Here is a 15,171-nt window from a genome sequence, read left to right on the forward strand (position 1 = left end):
GACGCCGACCGGTGTACCGGGCGGAGTGAACCTCACTCCTTACCCGAAACAGAGCGGAGCCGACACGACACGTTCGCGTGATTCTCTCGACATACCGCCTCGCCGGATCGCCGGTTAGGGTTGACGTACCGCAGGTCGATCTTGAGGAGTGTGTGTGCTGGTTCTGGTGGCGGTCCATGCGTTCGCAGCCGTGACCGCCCCCGTGCTGGTACGCCTCCTCGGTCGGCGGGCGCTCTACCTGCTGGCGGCCGTCCCGGCGGCGGCCCTGATCTGGGCGGTGACCCGCACCGAACCGGTCCGTGCGGGCCGGCCCGTCGTCGAGACCGTCACCTGGGTGCCGCAGCTCGGCCTGGAACTCGCGCTGCGCATGGGCACGCTGTCCTGGCTGCTGGTGCTGCTCGTCGGTGGGGTCGGCGCCCTCGTGCTGGCCTACAGCGCGCGCTACTTCCACTCCGACGACCCCGGCCTCGGCCGGTTCGCCGCGGTGTTCGTCGCGTTCGCCGGCGCGATGCTCGGCCTGGTCGTCTCCGACGACCTGCTGCTGCTGTACGTGTTCTGGGAACTCACCACCGTCTTCTCGTACCTGCTGATCGGCAGCGACCCGACCAAACGGGCCAGCCGCCGCGCGGCGATGCAGGCGCTGCTGGTGACCACACTGGGTGGCCTGGCGATGCTCGCCGGGTTCGTGATGCTCGGCCAGCACGCCGGCTCGTACCGGTGGTCGGAGATCGCCGGGAACCTGCCCGAGGGCGGCTACCTCACCGTCGCGCTGGTGCTCGTCCTGCTCGGCGTGACCAGCAAGTCGGCGATCTTCCCGTTCAGCTTCTGGCTGCCGCGCGCGATGGCCGCGCCCACCCCGGTCAGCGCGTACCTGCACGCCGCGGCCATGGTCAAAGCGGGCGTCTTCCTGGCCGCGCTCATGGGCCCGGCGGTGGGCCAGACCACCGTGTGGCGCGGCGTCCTGCTGGCCGGCGGCCTGATCACCCTGTTCCTCGGCGGGTGGACGGCGCTGCGGCAGGTCGACCTGAAGCTGCTGCTGGCGTACGGCACTGTGAGCCAGCTCGGCCTGCTCATGGTGATCCTCGGCGCGGGCACCCGCGACACCGCGCTGGCCGGCGCCGCGATGCTGCTGGCGCACGCCCTGTTCAAAGCCACACTGTTCCTCGTCGTCGGCGTCGTCGACCACGTCACCGGCACCCGCGACCTGCGCGAACTCAGCGGCCTGGGCCGGCGCGCCCCGGTGCTCGCGGCGGTCGCCGGACTCGCGGCCGCCTCGATGGCGGGCCTGCCGCCGCTGATCGGCTTCGTGGCCAAGGAGGCCGCGCTCGAGGCGTTCCTGCACGGCGGCACCACCGAACTGGTCGTGCTCGCCGGAGTGGTGACCGGCTCGGCGCTGACCGTCGCGTACACCGCGCGGTTCCTCTGGGGCGCGTTCGCCGCCAAGCCCGGCGTCGCGGAGACCCGGCCGCACCGGATCGAGCCGGCGTTCATCGGCCCGGCGGCGGTGCTCGCCCTCGCCGGTCTCGCCGTCGGCGTCCTCGCCCCCGCGGTGGACCGGGTGCTGGCCCCGTACGCCGATCAGTTCCCGACCGCCGACCCCGGCTACCACCTCGCGCTCTGGCACGGGCTGACCCCGGCGCTCGGCCTGTCGGCGCTGGCGGTGACCGCCGGTCTCGGGCTGTTCCTGCTGCTGCACCGGCGCCGGCCCTACCTGCCGCGGCTGCCGTTCGACGGCGCCACCGGCTACGACCGGCTGGCCGGCGCGGTCGACCGCGCGGCGGTGGAGCTGACCGGCGCCACCCAGCGCGGCTCGCTGCCCTTCTACCTCGGCGTCATCCTGCTGGTCCTGGTCGTGCTGCCCGGCGGCGCGGTGCTCGCCGGCGCGCCGTGGGCCCGGCGGTTCCAGCTCTGGGACACCCCGTTGCAGGCCGTCGCCGGCGCGGTCATCGTGGTCGCGGCGGTAGTGGCCGCGCGGGCCCGCCGCCGGCTGACCGCGATGATCCTGGTCGGCGTGACCGGCTACGGCACGGCGCTGATGTTCATCCTGCACGGCGCGCCCGACCTCGCGCTCACCCAGTTCCTGGTGGAGACCGTCACGATCGTGATGTTCGTGCTGGTGCTGCGCCGCCTGCCGCGCCGGTTCTCGGCCCGCCCGATCCGCGCCACCCGGCGGTTCCGGGTCGCGCTCGGCGTCGCCGTCGGCGTGGTCACCGCCGGGATGGCGTACGTGGCGGCGGGCAGCCGGACCGCCACGCCGATCTCGGTCGGCTTCCCGGAGGAGGCCGTCTCCTACGGCGGCGGCAAGAACGTCGTCAACGTGACGCTCGTCGACATCCGCGCCTGGGACACGATGGGCGAGATCGCCGTGCTGGTCGTGGCCGCCACCGGCGTGGCCAGCCTGATCTTCCGCCGCTCCCGCGCGCTGGACCTGCGCAGCGGCATCCCCGGCGCGGGCCGGCAGCAGTCGTCGCGCCCGCGCTGGCTCACCACCGGCGCGACCTCCCGGCAGCAGTCGGTGATCCTCCAGGTGGTCACCCGCCTGCTGTTCCACGCCATCCTGCTGTTCTCGATCTACCTGCTCTTCTCCGGCCACAACGCTCCCGGTGGCGGGTTCGCCGCCGGGCTGGTCGCCGGGCTGGGGCTCGCCGTGCGATACCTGGCCGGTGGGCGTACCGAACTCAACGGCGCCGCGCCGGTCGACGCCGGCCTGGTGCTCGGCGCGGGCCTGTTCGTGGCGGTCGGCACCGGCGTGGCCGCGATGCTGCTGGGCGGCGAGTTCCTCCAGAGCGCGACGCTCGACTTCCACCTGCCGTTGCTGGGCCACGTGCACTTCGTGACGTCGGTCTTCTTCGACGTCGGCGTCTATCTCATCGTGGTCGGCCTCGTCCTGGACATCCTGCGCAGCCTGGGCGCCGAGATGGACCGCCAGGAGGAGGTCGACGAACAGGAGACCGGACCGGCCGGCGTACGGGAAGAGGAGCTGGTATGAGCCCGAACGTCCCCAACCTGGTCTACGTCGTGGTGATCGGCGTCCTGTTCGCCACCGGCGTCACCCTGCTGCTGGAACGCAGCCTCACCCGTGTCCTGATGGGGGTCATCCTGCTCGGCAACGGCGCGAACCTGCTGCTGCTCACCGGCGGCCGGGCCGGTGGCCCGCCGATCGTCGGCACCACCGCCCAGGAGGACATGTCCGACCCGTTGCCGCAGGCGATGGTGCTGACCGCGATCGTGATCACGCTCGGCATGACCGCGTTCCTGCTCGCCCTGGCCTACCGGAGCTGGCACCTCAACGGGCACGACGAGGTGCAGGACGACGTCGAGGACCGCCGGATCATGGAGCTGGCCGACCGGGACGAGGGCCCGGGCACCTCGGACTCGGACAACTTCGAGGCCGACGACGGCAGCCCCGAGGCCCGGGTGCTCGCCGCCGGTGAGGCGGAGGCCGTCCGATGACCTGGCTCGTCCCGCTGCCGGTGGTGATGCCGCTGCTCGGCGCCGCCCTCACCCTGCTGCTCGCCCGCCGGGCCCGCGCCCAGCGGTGGGTCAGCATCATCGTGCTCACCGCCACCGTCGCGGTGGCCGCGATGCTCCTGGTCCGCTCCTCGCTGGACGGCCCGCTCGTGGTGGAGGTGGGCGGCTGGGTGGCCCCGATGGGCATCGTGCTCGTCGCCGACCAGCTCGCCGCGCTGATGCTCGTGGTGTCCGCCTCGGTCACCCTGTGCGTGCTCGTCTACTCCATCGGGCAGGGCATGGCCGACGGCAACGAGGAGACGCCGCTGTCGGTCTACCACCCGACCTACCTGGTGCTGACCGCGGGCGTCTGCAACGCCTTCCTCTCCGGCGACCTGTTCAACCTCTACGTCGGCTTCGAGATCCTGCTGGTGGCGAGCTACGTGCTGCTGACGCTCGGCAGCACCGAGACGCGGATCCGGGCCGGCACCACGTACGTCGTGGTCAGCCTGCTCTCGTCGCTGATCTTCCTGGTGGCGATCGGCCTGGTCTACTCCGCCACCGGCACGCTGAACCTGGCGCAGCTCGCCGACCGCCTGGACGCGCTGCCCGACGACATCCGCCTGGTGCTGCAGGGCATGCTGCTGCTCGCGTTCGGGATCAAGGCGGCGGTGTTCCCGCTGTCGGCGTGGCTTCCGGACAGCTACCCGACCGCGCCCGCCCCGGTGACGGCGGTCTTCGCCGGCCTGCTCACCAAGGTCGGCGTGTACGCGATCATCCGTACCGAGACGCTGCTGTTCCCCGGCGGCCGCACCGCCGACCTGCTCATGGTGATAGCGGCGCTGACCATGGTGGTGGGCATCCTCGGCGCGGTGGCCCAGTCGGACATCAAACGGCTGCTGTCGTTCACGCTCGTCAGCCACATCGGGTACATGCTGTTCGGGGTCGGGTTGACCACCCCGCTCGGCCTGTCCGCGGCGATCTTCTACGTGGTGCACCACATCACCATCCAGACCACGCTGTTCCTCGCCGCCGGCCTGGTCGAACGACGCGGCGGCAGCACCGCGCTGGACCGCCTCGGCGGCCTGGCCCGGCTGTCGCCCCTGCTCGCCGTGCTGTTCTTCGTGCCCGCGCTGAACCTGGCCGGCATACCACCGTTCTCCGGGTTCCTCGGCAAGCTCGGCCTGGTCCAGGCCGGCGTCGACGACGGCGGGTTCCTGGCCTGGTCGCTCGTCGCCGGGGGACTGCTCACCAGCCTGCTCACGCTCTACGCCATCGCCCGGGTGTGGAACCTCGCCTTCTGGCGGGCCCCGCACGCGGACATGCCGGAGCCCGGCGACGCCGACCAGGCGGCCCGCACCGACGGCGCCGAGCAGCCGCACGACGGCCCGGCGCCGGCCGGGGCGGTGCTGCCCCGGCTGATGACGGTGTCCACCGCCGCCCTCGTGGTGCTCGGTCTGGCGCTGACGGTGGTGGCCGGACCGCTGTTCGACATCAGCACCGACGCCGCCGACGACCTGTTGCGCCGTGCCCCGTACGTCGAGGCCGTGTTCCCGGAGGGACCGCCGTGACCAGTCAGCCGAAAGCGCCACTGACCCGCCGTGACCGCTGGCGCAACCGGGCCATCGCGGTGACCGGCCTCGTCACCGTCTGGGTGCTGCTGTGGGGCACCTTCAGCTGGGCCAACGTGATCAGCGGACTCGTGGTCGCTGCCGTGCTGCTCGTCGTCTTCCCGCTGCCCCCTGTCACGTTCGCCGGCCGGATCCGGCCGGTGCCGCTGCTGCGGTTCCTGGTCCGCTTCCTGTACGACCTGGTGGTCGCGTCCGCCCAGGTGGCCTGGCTGGCCGTCCGGCCCGGGCACCCGCACTCGGCGATCATCGCGGTGCGCCTGCGGGTGAACACCGACCTCAACCTGACCCTCAACGCCGAGGCGCTGTCGCTGGTGCCGGGCAGTCTCATCCTGGAGGCCGACCGGAGTACCGGGACGCTCTACGTGCACGTCATCGGCATCCGGAGCCCCGACGAGGTGGAACGGTTCCGGCGCAGCGTGCTGGAGCTGGAGGCGCGCATCGTCGCCGCCGTCGGCTCGGCCGAGGAGCGCGACCGGATCCGCCACGACGAGGCCGAACCCGCCGGTTCGGTCGAACTGGAAGGAGCACCGACGTGACCGTCGTCGCCGTGATCGTCACCGCGCTGCTCGTCGCGGCCGGTGGACTCACCCTCGTCCGCATCATCCGCGGGCCGTCCATCCTCGACCGGGCCGTCGCCACCGACGTGCTGCTCGCCGTCGCGGTCGCGGCCATCGCCACCGAGGCGGCCTACAGCCGGGACGCCACAGCGCTGCCGGTCCTCGTCGTCCTCGCGCTCGTCGGCTTCGTCGGCTCGGTGAGCGTCGCCCGGTTCGCGTCCCGGAGAAGCCCGAAGTGACCGCCGACGCGATCCTGGACATCGTCGCCAGCGTCTGCCTGATCGCCGGCGCCCTGCTCTGCCTCGCCGCGGGCATCGCGCTGGTCCGCTTCCCGGACGTGCTGTCACGCATGCACGCGGCCGCCAAGCCGCAGGTGCTCGGGCTGCTGCTGGTGCTGCTCGGCTGCGCGCTGCGGCTGCGTACCGGGGTGGACATCACCACGCTGGTCCTCGTCGGCCTGTTCCAGCTCGCCACCGCCCCGGTCGCGGCGCACATGGTCGGGCGGACCGCGTACCCGCACGACGACATCCGGCGGGACCTGCTGATCACCGACGAGCTGGCCGACCACATCGACCGGATCCGCGCGGACCGGGCCGGTGAGCCGGAGGAGACGGCGCCGGTCCGCACGTCCTGACACTCCGTACGAGCGCCGAGGCAGGGGAGCCCATGAGCGGCACGGTCTACGAGAACGCCCGCATCCACACCCTCGACCCGGACCGCCCGTACGCCGAGGCGATGCTGGTCCGCGGCGAGCGGATCGTCGCCGTCGGCGACCTCGCCGGATGCCGGGACCGGGCCGGCGGCGGCGCGCGCCACGTCGACCTCGGCGGGATGGCCGTGCTGCCCGGCCTGATCGACAGCCACATCCACGCGGCGTCCTACGTGCGCGGGCTGGACCAGGTGGACCTGCGCGGCACGGCGAGCCTCGACGAGGCGCTGACCCGGATCGCGGGACACGCCGCCGCGCTGCCGCCGGACGCCTGGCTGCTCGGCGGCGGGTGGGACAGCAACAGATGGACCCGGCCGGTGCAGCCGGCCCGCACCGACCTGGACCGGGTCTGCCCGGACCGGCCGGCGGCGCTGCCGAGCATCGACGGCCACACCATCTGGGTGAACAGCGCCGCCCTGGCCCGCCTCGGCATCGACGCCACCACCCCCGACCCGCCCGGCGGGCAGATCGCGCGGGACGAGCACGGCGAGCCGACCGGCATCCTGCGCGAGGCGGCGGCCGACGCGGCGTACGCGGTGGTGCGCTCCCCGCACGCCGGTGACCTGGTGGCGCAGCTCCGCGTCCACCTGCCCCGGCTGCTCGCCACCGGCCTGACCGGCATCCACGACCTCGACGGGCAGGACGCCCGTGCCGCCTACGAGACGCTGTACGCCCGGGGCGAGCTGCCGCTGCGGGTGCACAAGACGATCCCCGCCACCGCCCTGGACGAGGCGATCGACGCCGGCTGGGCCACCGGCGACGGAGACCGCTGGCTGAGCACCGGCCCGGTGAAGATCTTCACCGACGGCGCGCTCGGCTCGCACACCTGCCTGATGACCGAGCCGTACGACGGCGAGCCCGGCAACCACGGCATCGCCGTCACCCCGGCCGCGGAGTTCGAGCGGCTGGTGGCGACCGCCGCCGGAGCCGGGATCGCGGTGGCGGCGCACGCCATCGGCGACGCGGCGAACCGGATGGTGCTGCGGGCGTACGCGCGCTGGCGCGAGTCGGCCGGTCCGGGCCCGGTGGCGCGGCTGCGGCACCGGATCGAGCACACCCAGCACCTGCTGCCGGACGACGTGCCGCTGCTCGCCCGCCACGGCGTGATCGCCTCGATGCAGCCCACCCACTGCACCAGCGACATCCCGCTCACCACCCGGATGCTCGCCGGCCGGGGCCTGGCCTCGTACGCCTGGCGCAGCCTGCTCGACGCCGGGGCCACAGTGGCGTTCGGGTCGGACGCCCCGGTGGAGGACCCCGACCCGTTCTTCGGCATCCACGCCGCGGTGACCCGCCAGCAGCCCGACGGCACCCCGCCCGGCGGCGTCGACCCGCACGAGCGGCTCGACCTGGACACGGCGCTGCGGTGCTTCACCGAGGCCGGCGCGTACGCCTCCTACGAGGAGCACCTGAAGGGCCGGTTGCGCCCCGGCATGCTCGCCGACTTCATCGTGCTGCCCACCGACCCGTACCGGGTCGAACCGGCGCGGCTGCGGGATCTGACAGTGGCACTGACGGTGGTCGGTGGCGTGGTCCGCTGGCAGCGCTGACCGTGCCCCGCCCGGACGACGCCGTCCGGGCGGGACACGGCGGTCAGGCGCCCTTCACCCAGTCGAGGCTGAACCGGGCGAAGTAGATGCCGCCGGTGTTGCCCACCTCGTACAGGTTGCCGACCGTGCCGTCGGCCAGGACCGCCATCGTCGAGTAGCCGGCGCCGCCGGGCTTGACCAGCGCCCGCGCCGGCCAGGTCGCGCCGTCGTCGGTGGACAGCCGTACGGTGAGGTCGTTGCGCGCGGTCGGGTGCGCGTTGTTGCTGAACAGCGCCGTGCGGGTGCGTACCGGCGCCCGGTTCGCGCCGACCTCGGCGGGGCGCAGGTAGGACATCTCGTCGGCGTTGCACAGCGGGTCGGGCAGCAGGGCGCTCGCCGTCGCCGTACCGAACGTCGCGCCCCCGTCGGCGGAGGTGGCGTAGAACCGGCTGCGGGTCGAGTTGTGCCGCATGTTCTGCACCACCGCGCCGGTGCCGCGCTCGATCGCCTTGCTCTCGTTGATGTTCCCGCCGGCGGATCCGCCGCGGCGCCAGGTCACGCCGTGGTCGTCGCTGTAGATGTTCGCGGCGTGGCTGGTGCCGGCGGAGTCCCGGTAGGCGATCGGCTGGATCAGGCGTCCGGTGCTGGTCTGGATGCCGTGGCCGGAGGAGAAGAACACCTGCCGCCAGGTGGGGTCCTTGACCGCGGGGTTCAGCTCGACCGGCGCGCTCCAGGTGGCGCCGTTGTCCCGGCTGGTGATGTAACGCAGGTGCATGCTGTTCGGGTCGTCGGCGGTGTTCAGGCCGGAGCCGCCGGACCAGAAGCTGATGCCGGGCCGGGGGGAGTAGGTGAAGAAGCAGTAGACGACGCCGGTGGCGCGGTCCACGAGCAGGCTGGGGTCGCCGACGCCCTCGCTGGTGGTGGGCGGGGCGTGGATGACGCGGGGCTGCTCGAAGGTGCGGCCGCCGTCGGTGCTGCGGATCATCACGATCTGGATGTTGTTGGTGCCGCCGCCGAGGTCGTACGAGCCGTTCACGCGCGCGTCGGCCACGGCGACGACGGTGCCGTTGTTGGTGACGGCCAGGCCGGGGATGCGGACCGAGGCGACGGTGCCGTCGTACCGGCCACCGGCTCCGTTGAGGTCGCGGATCACCGTCTGCGTGGTCAGCAGCGTGGTGGTGGCGAGCTGCGGGTTACCGGCGGCGAGGTCGCAGGAGGTGGTGCCGCGCAGCGTGGTGTCGAAACCCGGCGCGGTGACCCGCAGCGTGTACGGGGTGCCGGCGCCGACGGTCCAGTAGTGCAGGTAGTTGCCGCCGGCGGCGACGGTGCGGGTCCACGGCGAGCCGGTGCGTCCGGGCCAGGTGACTGTGAAGTCCCGGGCCGTCGTGGTGCGGTTCTCCAGGGCGAGCTGGAGGCGGCCGTTCGTGCAGTCGAAGCCGGCCAGCGCGGACATGCCGGTGCCGCAGTGGAAGATGCCGCTGGTGGTGTCGTCCAGACCGGTCGGGGTCGTGGTGCGCAGCGTGTACGGCGTGCCGGGGGACAGCGTCCAGTACAGCTCGGCGGTGCCACCGGCGGCGACCGTGCGGGTCCACGGCGAGCCGGAGCGACCCGGCCAGGTGACGGTGTAGGTCTGCGTCGTGGTGCTGCGGTTGTCGAGGTCGAGCAGCAGCCGGCCGGCGGTGCAGTCGGCCCCGACGGTGGCGGTCACGCCGGCGGGGGCGGCGGCCTGGGCCGCGGTGGCGGGCAGTACGGAGAGCAGGGTGAGGGCGGCCGCCGCGAGGACGGTTGCGCGGCGCGGTATGGCGCGGCGAGGGGACACGTGGTTCCTTTCGGGGACGGGGGAGGGGGAATCGGGCATCAATCTGACGTCAGATGTCCGATGTCTGCACGCTAGGCGGCTTCACCCCGGCCCGTCAAGGATCGGTTCCGGTCGACGTCCCCGTCCGGTTCGCGAGCCTTCAGCCGTCCTGCCCGGGCGTCTCGCCCAGGAGCGCCTCGCCCATCGCGGTGAGCCGGTGCAGCATGAGGTTGCCGTGCCGCTGGCTGGTGATCAGCCCGGCCTCGCGCAGGATGGTGGTGTGATGGCTGGTCGTGGCCGGCGAGATGCGGGCGCGCCGGGCCAGCTCACCGGTGGTGGCGCCGCTCGCGGCGGCGCGCAGGACCGCCACCCGGGTGTGGCCGAGCAGCGGCCCGAGCCGGCGTTGCGAGCCCGCCGGCGGCGTCGGTTCCGGTCGCTGCCGGCGTGCCGGATAGACGAGCGTCGGCGGCAGTTCGGGATCGGCCAGTGTGATCGGCGCGTGCCAGCAGAAGTACGACGGGACCAGCGTGATGCCCCGGCCGTCGAGATGCATGTCCCGGTCCTCCGGGTAGCCGTGCACGGACAGCACCGGCGAATCCCAGGAGGTCTCCGGGCTCAGGTCGTCGAGGATCTGCCCGGCGCCGCTGTCGAGGACCCAGGTCCCGCGCAGCGCCCGGTCGCCGGAGACGGCGGCGGTGATCTGCGTCCAGTACGGAGCGAGCGCGACCCGGAAGTAGGCGCGCAGCGCGTCGCCGAGGCCGTGTCGCGCGGCGGGCCGGCCGGCGGCCAGGTCGACCAGCCAGGCGCTGTCGACGGGCGTCACCATCCGCCCCAGTTCGGTGCGGATCCGCCGGGCCGGGGTGCCGAGCACCCGGTCGATCCCCTCGTCGAGGTCGGTGACCGGGCCGGGGGTGAGGAAGTCGGGGAAGTACCGCTTGAGCGGCGCGACGGGCAGCAGCCGTTCGCGGACGACCGGGACGAGACCGGCGCGCTCCAGGTCCGGGCGGATCTGCCGGTGCCACCGGGCGTAACCCGCGTAACCGGCCCGGGTCTGGAGGCGGTGCAGGCTGCAGATGATCTCCCACAGTGGATCGGGCCGGGCCGCCAGCCGGGTGCGGCTGAGGTCCCCGGCCGTGAAGTGGATGCGCAGCGTCCCCATGACGCACAGTGTTCCGACGTGTGCCGCCGCGCTCAGTCTCGTCTGCGACATTGACATCTATCACTGAATAGGGATAGGGCGGGGCGGCAGCCGCACGGCTGCCGCCCCGCCGTGTGTCGGCTCAGCCCGCGCTGCAGCTCGTGCGCCACCGGTGGGAGGCGATGTTGTCGTTGGCGTTCGCCATGTAGCCGTCCCGGTTGGAGCCCCAGCTGAACCAGACGCCGGTGAGGTTGTCCCACGCGTCGCCGGCGCCCAGGCAGGCGTACGCGCCGGTGTAGTCGGGGTGGATGTAGAGGGCGACCGGCCGGCCGCCGTTCGAGTCGTTCCACGCCGAGGACGCCAGGTTGCGCATGCTGGCCCGGTTGTTGTTGTCGCAGTTGGCGTTCTCCGCCGTGTTGATCGTGTCCCAGTTGTTGTCGGCGTTGTACCACCAGCACCACCGGCCGGCCCAGTTGGCGTCCTGGCTGACGTACAGGTAGCCGCTGCCCGCGGCGGCACGCTGCGCGTCGGCGTGCGGGGTCGGCCGCGGCGCGGCCTGGGCGGCGGTGGCGGTGAAGGCCAGCGCGGCTGCCGCCGCGGCCACTGTGGCCAGCACGGACCGTACTGCTCTCATGATGCTTCCCTCCGGTCGGGTTCTGCCGTGGCGGGCCGCCACGGAAGTCTTGGGGTGGGTCAGCCGGCGGCCAGCACGGCGCGGGCCCGCGGCAGCGCGGCGGACTCCAGGCGGAGCCGTTCGGCGACCTCGGTGTGGAACTGCCGGTCGAGGGCGCGGCGGTGCTCGGCGTCGAGCCGCCGGGCGAGCCGGCCGAGCCCGGTCCGCGTCGCGCAGGTCGCCTCGGACACCGCGAGCCGGATCTCGCCGGGCGTGACGGAGCCGGACGTCGGCTCGGGTGCCGACGCACGGGCCGATGCCGGGTCGGCGGAGTCGTGCCCGGCGGCGCGCATGCACCGCCGCCACGCCCTCACACCGTCGGCGTAGCGGGGGTCGGCGAGCACCCGGCCGACGCGCAGCCCGGCCAGGTTGTCGGTGATCCTGGTGACGCGGTACCAGCCGGGCAGGTCGCGATAGAGCTGTCGCTCCGCCTCGGACGTGCAGCTGTGACTGCTGCGGCGCAGCACCCCGCCGGCCGGCAGCGTCGCGCGCAGGGCGTCGGGCTCGCCGGGGTCGCCGTTCACCGCGCGTACGGCGGCGGCGCCGCGCTCCGGGGGCAGGTCCCGTACGTACCGCACGTTCGGGTCGGCCGCCATCGTCTCCTGGAGGCGGCGTTCCAGGGCGGTGCCGTATCCGTGCCGGCGGGCGTAGGACACGTCGTCGAGGACGTACGGGAACTCGCGCAGCTCCGGCACCGGCTGCCGGGGCACCGGCCAGTAGCGGAACCCGCGACGCTGCATGCAGTCGCGGATCAGCGCCTGCGTGGCGGCGTACCGCACCTCGGCGGGCGTACCGGAGACGGGCGGGACCGGCACGGCGGCCGCGCTCGCCGCGGGCGGCCCGGCCGAGGCGTGACCCTCGGACGGCGGCGCGATGTCCGGGCGGGCGCCCAGCGCCCCGGCCACCGCCGCCGCGAGAGCGGCGGGGACCGCGACGGCGTACCACAATGACCGCGTTCGGCGCGACACCACCGCCATGACATGCACCTCGGCCGTCCGGGGCGCCCGATGCGCCCGTCAGAAGACAGCTTCGGCGCGGGGCGAGCCCCGGGACAGAGACCTTCGATCAGGCTCGAACGACAGGCCCCGGCGTACGGCGGATCAGGTCTGCGCGGCGCGGGCGATGCTCGCCCGGATGGGCGCGTAGTGCTCGGCGACGGCCGAGCGCAGCGCCGCCGCGTCGGCGGCGGTGAGGGCGGCGACGATCGCCTGGTGCCGCTGGGCGGTGATGACCCGGTCCTCCGGCTCGGTCTGCAGCGTGGGCGCGACGATGGCCTGCACCTGCCAGAACGCCTCGGTCAGCTGGACCAGCAGGTCGTTGCCGAGGGGTTCCATCAGCTTCAGGTGGAACGCGCGGTCGACGTCGAGGAAGTCCTCGCCCCGGGCCGCCCGGCTGTGCATCTCGTCGGCGAGCGCGGACAGCTCCGACCGGTGCTGCTCGTCCAAGGCGTCGATGACGGTGGCGGCCAGCCCTTGCTCCAGCGTCTGGCGGATGTCGACGACCTGGGCCAGTACGCGGTGGTCGTCCTCGCCGCTGAGCAGCCCGCGGAAGGTCAGGCTCTCCACCAGGGCGTTGAGGGACATGCGGCCGACGAACGTGCCGTGCCCGTGGCGCACCTCGACGATGTCGAGCGCGGAGAGGATCTTGACGGCCTCGCGGACGCTGGATCGGCTGGCGCCGACGGCCTCGCACAGTTCCGCCTCGGTGGGCAGGAGGTTTCCCGGCTTCAGGCGGTTGCGCAGGATGTACTCCTTGATCCTGGTGGCGACCTCCTGCCTGCGAGGGCTGGGCCGCTCGGCGCCGCGTAGCGGACTGGCGTCAATGGTCGTCATCTGCCCCTTGCCCTTCGTTCCCGAATCTGACACCCTCACCCTACCGGCATCAGACATCAGACGTCATACACCTTATGCTTCACATCCCCGAGCGCGAGCGGTCACGCGAGCGCATGAAGAGCCTATGGAGGCAGCTACGTGAGCACCACCGGTAAGCCGTCGAGGAGCCGGCGCGTCCCCCGGGGCCGCGTCCGCTCCCTGGCCGTCGCCACCCTCGCGGGTGGCCTCGCGGTCGCGCTGGCGGCCTGCAGTGGCGGTCCCGCCTCGACCAACGCCGTGGGCGACGGGAAGGGGGGCACGTCCATCGAGGCCACGCTGGCCTTCACGCTCTCCAGCGGTTTCGATCCCAGCAACGCCTCCTCGGCCGTGGCGACGGCGGTCAACCAGCACGTCTTCGAGGGCCTCGTCGACCTCGACCCGATCACGCGGGAACCCTACAACGCCCTGGCCAAGAGCGACCCGACCCCCGGGGCCGACGGCCGGACCTACACCGTGACGCTGCGTGACGGGGCGAAGTTCTCCGACGGCACCCCGGTCACCGCCGAGGACGTGGCCTGGTCCTTCACCCGCGTGCTCAAGCCCGCGGACCCGAAGGCGCCGCCGCTGATGCAGGGCTTCGTGTCGTTCCTCGACAGCGTCGCCGCCAAGGACGCGACGACCGTCGAGTTCAAGCTGAAGTACCCGTTCGCCCTGTTCAGCGAGCGGATCGCGGTCATCAAGATCGTCCCCAAGGCCAAGACCGGCGACGCCGCCGCGGCCAAGGCGTTCGACACCGCCCCTATCGGCTCCGGCCCGTTCAAGGTGGACAGCGCGTCCAAGGAATCCGGCATCAAGCTGAGCAAGAACGCGAACTACAACGGCCCGCGCGCCGCCAAGGTCGAGACGATGACGTGGAACACCACCACCGAGGCGTCGGCCCGCGTGTCGGACCTGCAGGGCGGCCGGGTGCAGGCCATCGAGGCCGTGCCCTACCTGAACGTCGACTCGCTCAAGGACAAGTACACGATCGACGTGAAGCAGGCCTTCAACCAGGTCTTCCTCATGTTCAACAACTCCGCCGCGCCGTTCAGCGACAAGCGGGTGCGCCAGGCCCTGCACTACGCCATCGACAAGGAAGCGGTCATCAAGACCGCGCTCAACGGCTACGGCAGCCCGGCGACGAGCTACCTCGACGAGGGCAACAAGGCCTACCAGAAGGCCGCCACCGTCTACGACTACAACCCGGACAAGGCCAAGGCCCTGCTCCAGGAGGCCGGCGTCACCAACCTGTCGTTCCGGCTCGACACCACCGACAGCTCGGTGGTCAAGGACGTCGCCCCGCTGGTCATCGAGCAGTGGAAGAAGATCGGCGTCAACGCCACGCTGAACACCGTGCCGTCCTCGGCCATCTACGGCGACATCGTCCCCAAGGACACCTTCCGGGTGCTCATGGCCACCGGTGACCCGAGCGTCTTCGGCGTCGACACCGACCTGCTGATGCGCTGGTACTACTTCGGCGAGACCTGGCCGGGCCAGCGCTACCGCTGGAGCGACGCCGACCGCAAGGCCATGGGCGACCTGCTGGACAAGGCCGCGCAGACCTCCGACGAGACGGCCCGCAAGGCGCTGTGGAAGCAGGCCCTGGACATGGCGGCGGACCAGGTGCCGCTGTACCCGATCCTGCACACCAAGGTCGTCACCGCGTACGACCCGGCCAAGGTGGACGGCTTCTCCGGCGCCTCCACCACCGGCCTGTACTTCCTGGGCACCGGCCGGACCGGCTGAGCCCACGCGCGGGGTTCCGGCCCCGCAGACGTCCCGCCCGGCCCACGTGACCCGTGCGGCCGGGCGGGACGTCCCGGCGCCCCGCCACGA

Annotated in this window: 13 protein-coding genes; 8 read left to right on the forward strand and 5 right to left on the reverse strand. The window is 72.8% G+C overall.

What is annotated here, in order from left to right:
• Positions 1-154 precede the first annotated feature (154 nt).
• From IF06_RS0103450 to IF06_RS0103480, 7 genes are read left to right on the forward strand one after another with little or no spacing between them, the layout of a single operon-like run.
• Positions 155-2,989: a Na+/H+ antiporter subunit A gene (locus tag IF06_RS0103450; RefSeq protein WP_030268936.1), complete on the forward strand. Its 2,835-nt coding sequence runs from the start codon at positions 155-157 to the stop codon at positions 2,987-2,989.
• Positions 2,986-3,453 carry a Na(+)/H(+) antiporter subunit C gene (locus tag IF06_RS0103455; RefSeq protein WP_030268938.1) on the forward strand — a complete coding sequence of 156 codons (468 nt, stop codon included), beginning with the start codon at positions 2,986-2,988 and terminating at the stop codon, positions 3,451-3,453. Before IF06_RS0103450 ends, IF06_RS0103455 begins: the two co-directional genes overlap by 4 nt.
• Positions 3,450-5,021: a Na+/H+ antiporter subunit D gene (locus IF06_RS0103460; RefSeq protein ID WP_013477154.1), complete on the forward strand. Its 1,572-nt coding sequence runs from the start codon at positions 3,450-3,452 to the stop codon at positions 5,019-5,021. The genes IF06_RS0103455 and IF06_RS0103460 overlap by 4 nt, the downstream gene beginning before the upstream one ends.
• Entirely contained in the window at positions 5,018-5,617 is a 600-nt protein-coding gene (locus tag IF06_RS0103465) for a Na+/H+ antiporter subunit E (RefSeq protein ID WP_030268940.1), read from the forward strand. Before IF06_RS0103460 ends, IF06_RS0103465 begins: the two co-directional genes overlap by 4 nt.
• A complete protein-coding gene (locus IF06_RS0103470) occupies positions 5,614-5,877 on the forward strand; it encodes a monovalent cation/H+ antiporter complex subunit F (RefSeq protein ID WP_013285827.1) in 264 nt (87 codons plus the stop codon). Before IF06_RS0103465 ends, IF06_RS0103470 begins: the two co-directional genes overlap by 4 nt.
• Positions 5,874-6,272 (forward strand): monovalent cation/H(+) antiporter subunit G, encoded by a 399-nt coding sequence (gene mnhG / locus IF06_RS0103475; protein ID WP_013477152.1) that lies wholly within the window; start codon positions 5,874-5,876, stop codon positions 6,270-6,272. Before IF06_RS0103470 ends, mnhG begins: the two co-directional genes overlap by 4 nt.
• Before the next feature lie 32 nt (positions 6,273-6,304).
• On the forward strand, positions 6,305-7,897 hold the full coding sequence (locus IF06_RS0103480) for an amidohydrolase (protein ID WP_030268942.1): 1,593 nt from the start codon (positions 6,305-6,307) through the stop codon (positions 7,895-7,897).
• Between the two features lie 43 nt (positions 7,898-7,940).
• Here the strand turns inward: IF06_RS0103480 and IF06_RS32770 are convergent, their stop codons facing one another.
• The 5 genes from IF06_RS32770 to IF06_RS0103505 form a co-directional block, all read right to left on the reverse strand.
• On the reverse strand, positions 7,941-9,695 hold the full coding sequence (locus IF06_RS32770; protein WP_052166122.1) for an exo-alpha-sialidase: 1,755 nt from the start codon (positions 9,693-9,695) through the stop codon (positions 7,941-7,943).
• Between the two features lie 139 nt (positions 9,696-9,834).
• Positions 9,835-10,833, reverse strand: coding sequence for an ArsR/SmtB family transcription factor (locus tag IF06_RS0103490; RefSeq protein WP_030268944.1), 999 nt, complete (start codon positions 10,831-10,833; stop codon positions 9,835-9,837).
• Between the two features lie 121 nt (positions 10,834-10,954).
• Complete coding sequence (locus IF06_RS0103495; protein WP_013285832.1) at positions 10,955-11,446, reverse strand: hypothetical protein; 492 nt, start codon at positions 11,444-11,446, stop codon at positions 10,955-10,957.
• 59 nt (positions 11,447-11,505) lie between these two features.
• Positions 11,506-12,462: a hypothetical protein gene (locus IF06_RS0103500; RefSeq protein ID WP_030268946.1), complete on the reverse strand. Its 957-nt coding sequence runs from the start codon at positions 12,460-12,462 to the stop codon at positions 11,506-11,508.
• Positions 12,463-12,585: 123 nt separating this feature from the next.
• Entirely contained in the window at positions 12,586-13,317 is a 732-nt protein-coding gene (locus IF06_RS0103505; protein ID WP_013285834.1) for a FadR/GntR family transcriptional regulator, read from the reverse strand.
• 138 nt (positions 13,318-13,455) lie between these two features.
• On the opposite strand from IF06_RS0103505, the gene IF06_RS0103510 reads away from it, so the two are divergent.
• Positions 13,456-15,081, forward strand: a complete 1,626-nt coding sequence (locus tag IF06_RS0103510; protein WP_013285835.1) for an ABC transporter substrate-binding protein — start codon at positions 13,456-13,458, stop codon at positions 15,079-15,081.
• The last annotated feature ends 90 nt before the right edge of the window (positions 15,082-15,171 follow it).

Source organism: Micromonospora globosa (assembly GCF_000717585.1).
Taxonomy (GTDB): Bacteria; Actinomycetota; Actinomycetes; order Mycobacteriales; family Micromonosporaceae; genus Micromonospora; species Micromonospora aurantiaca.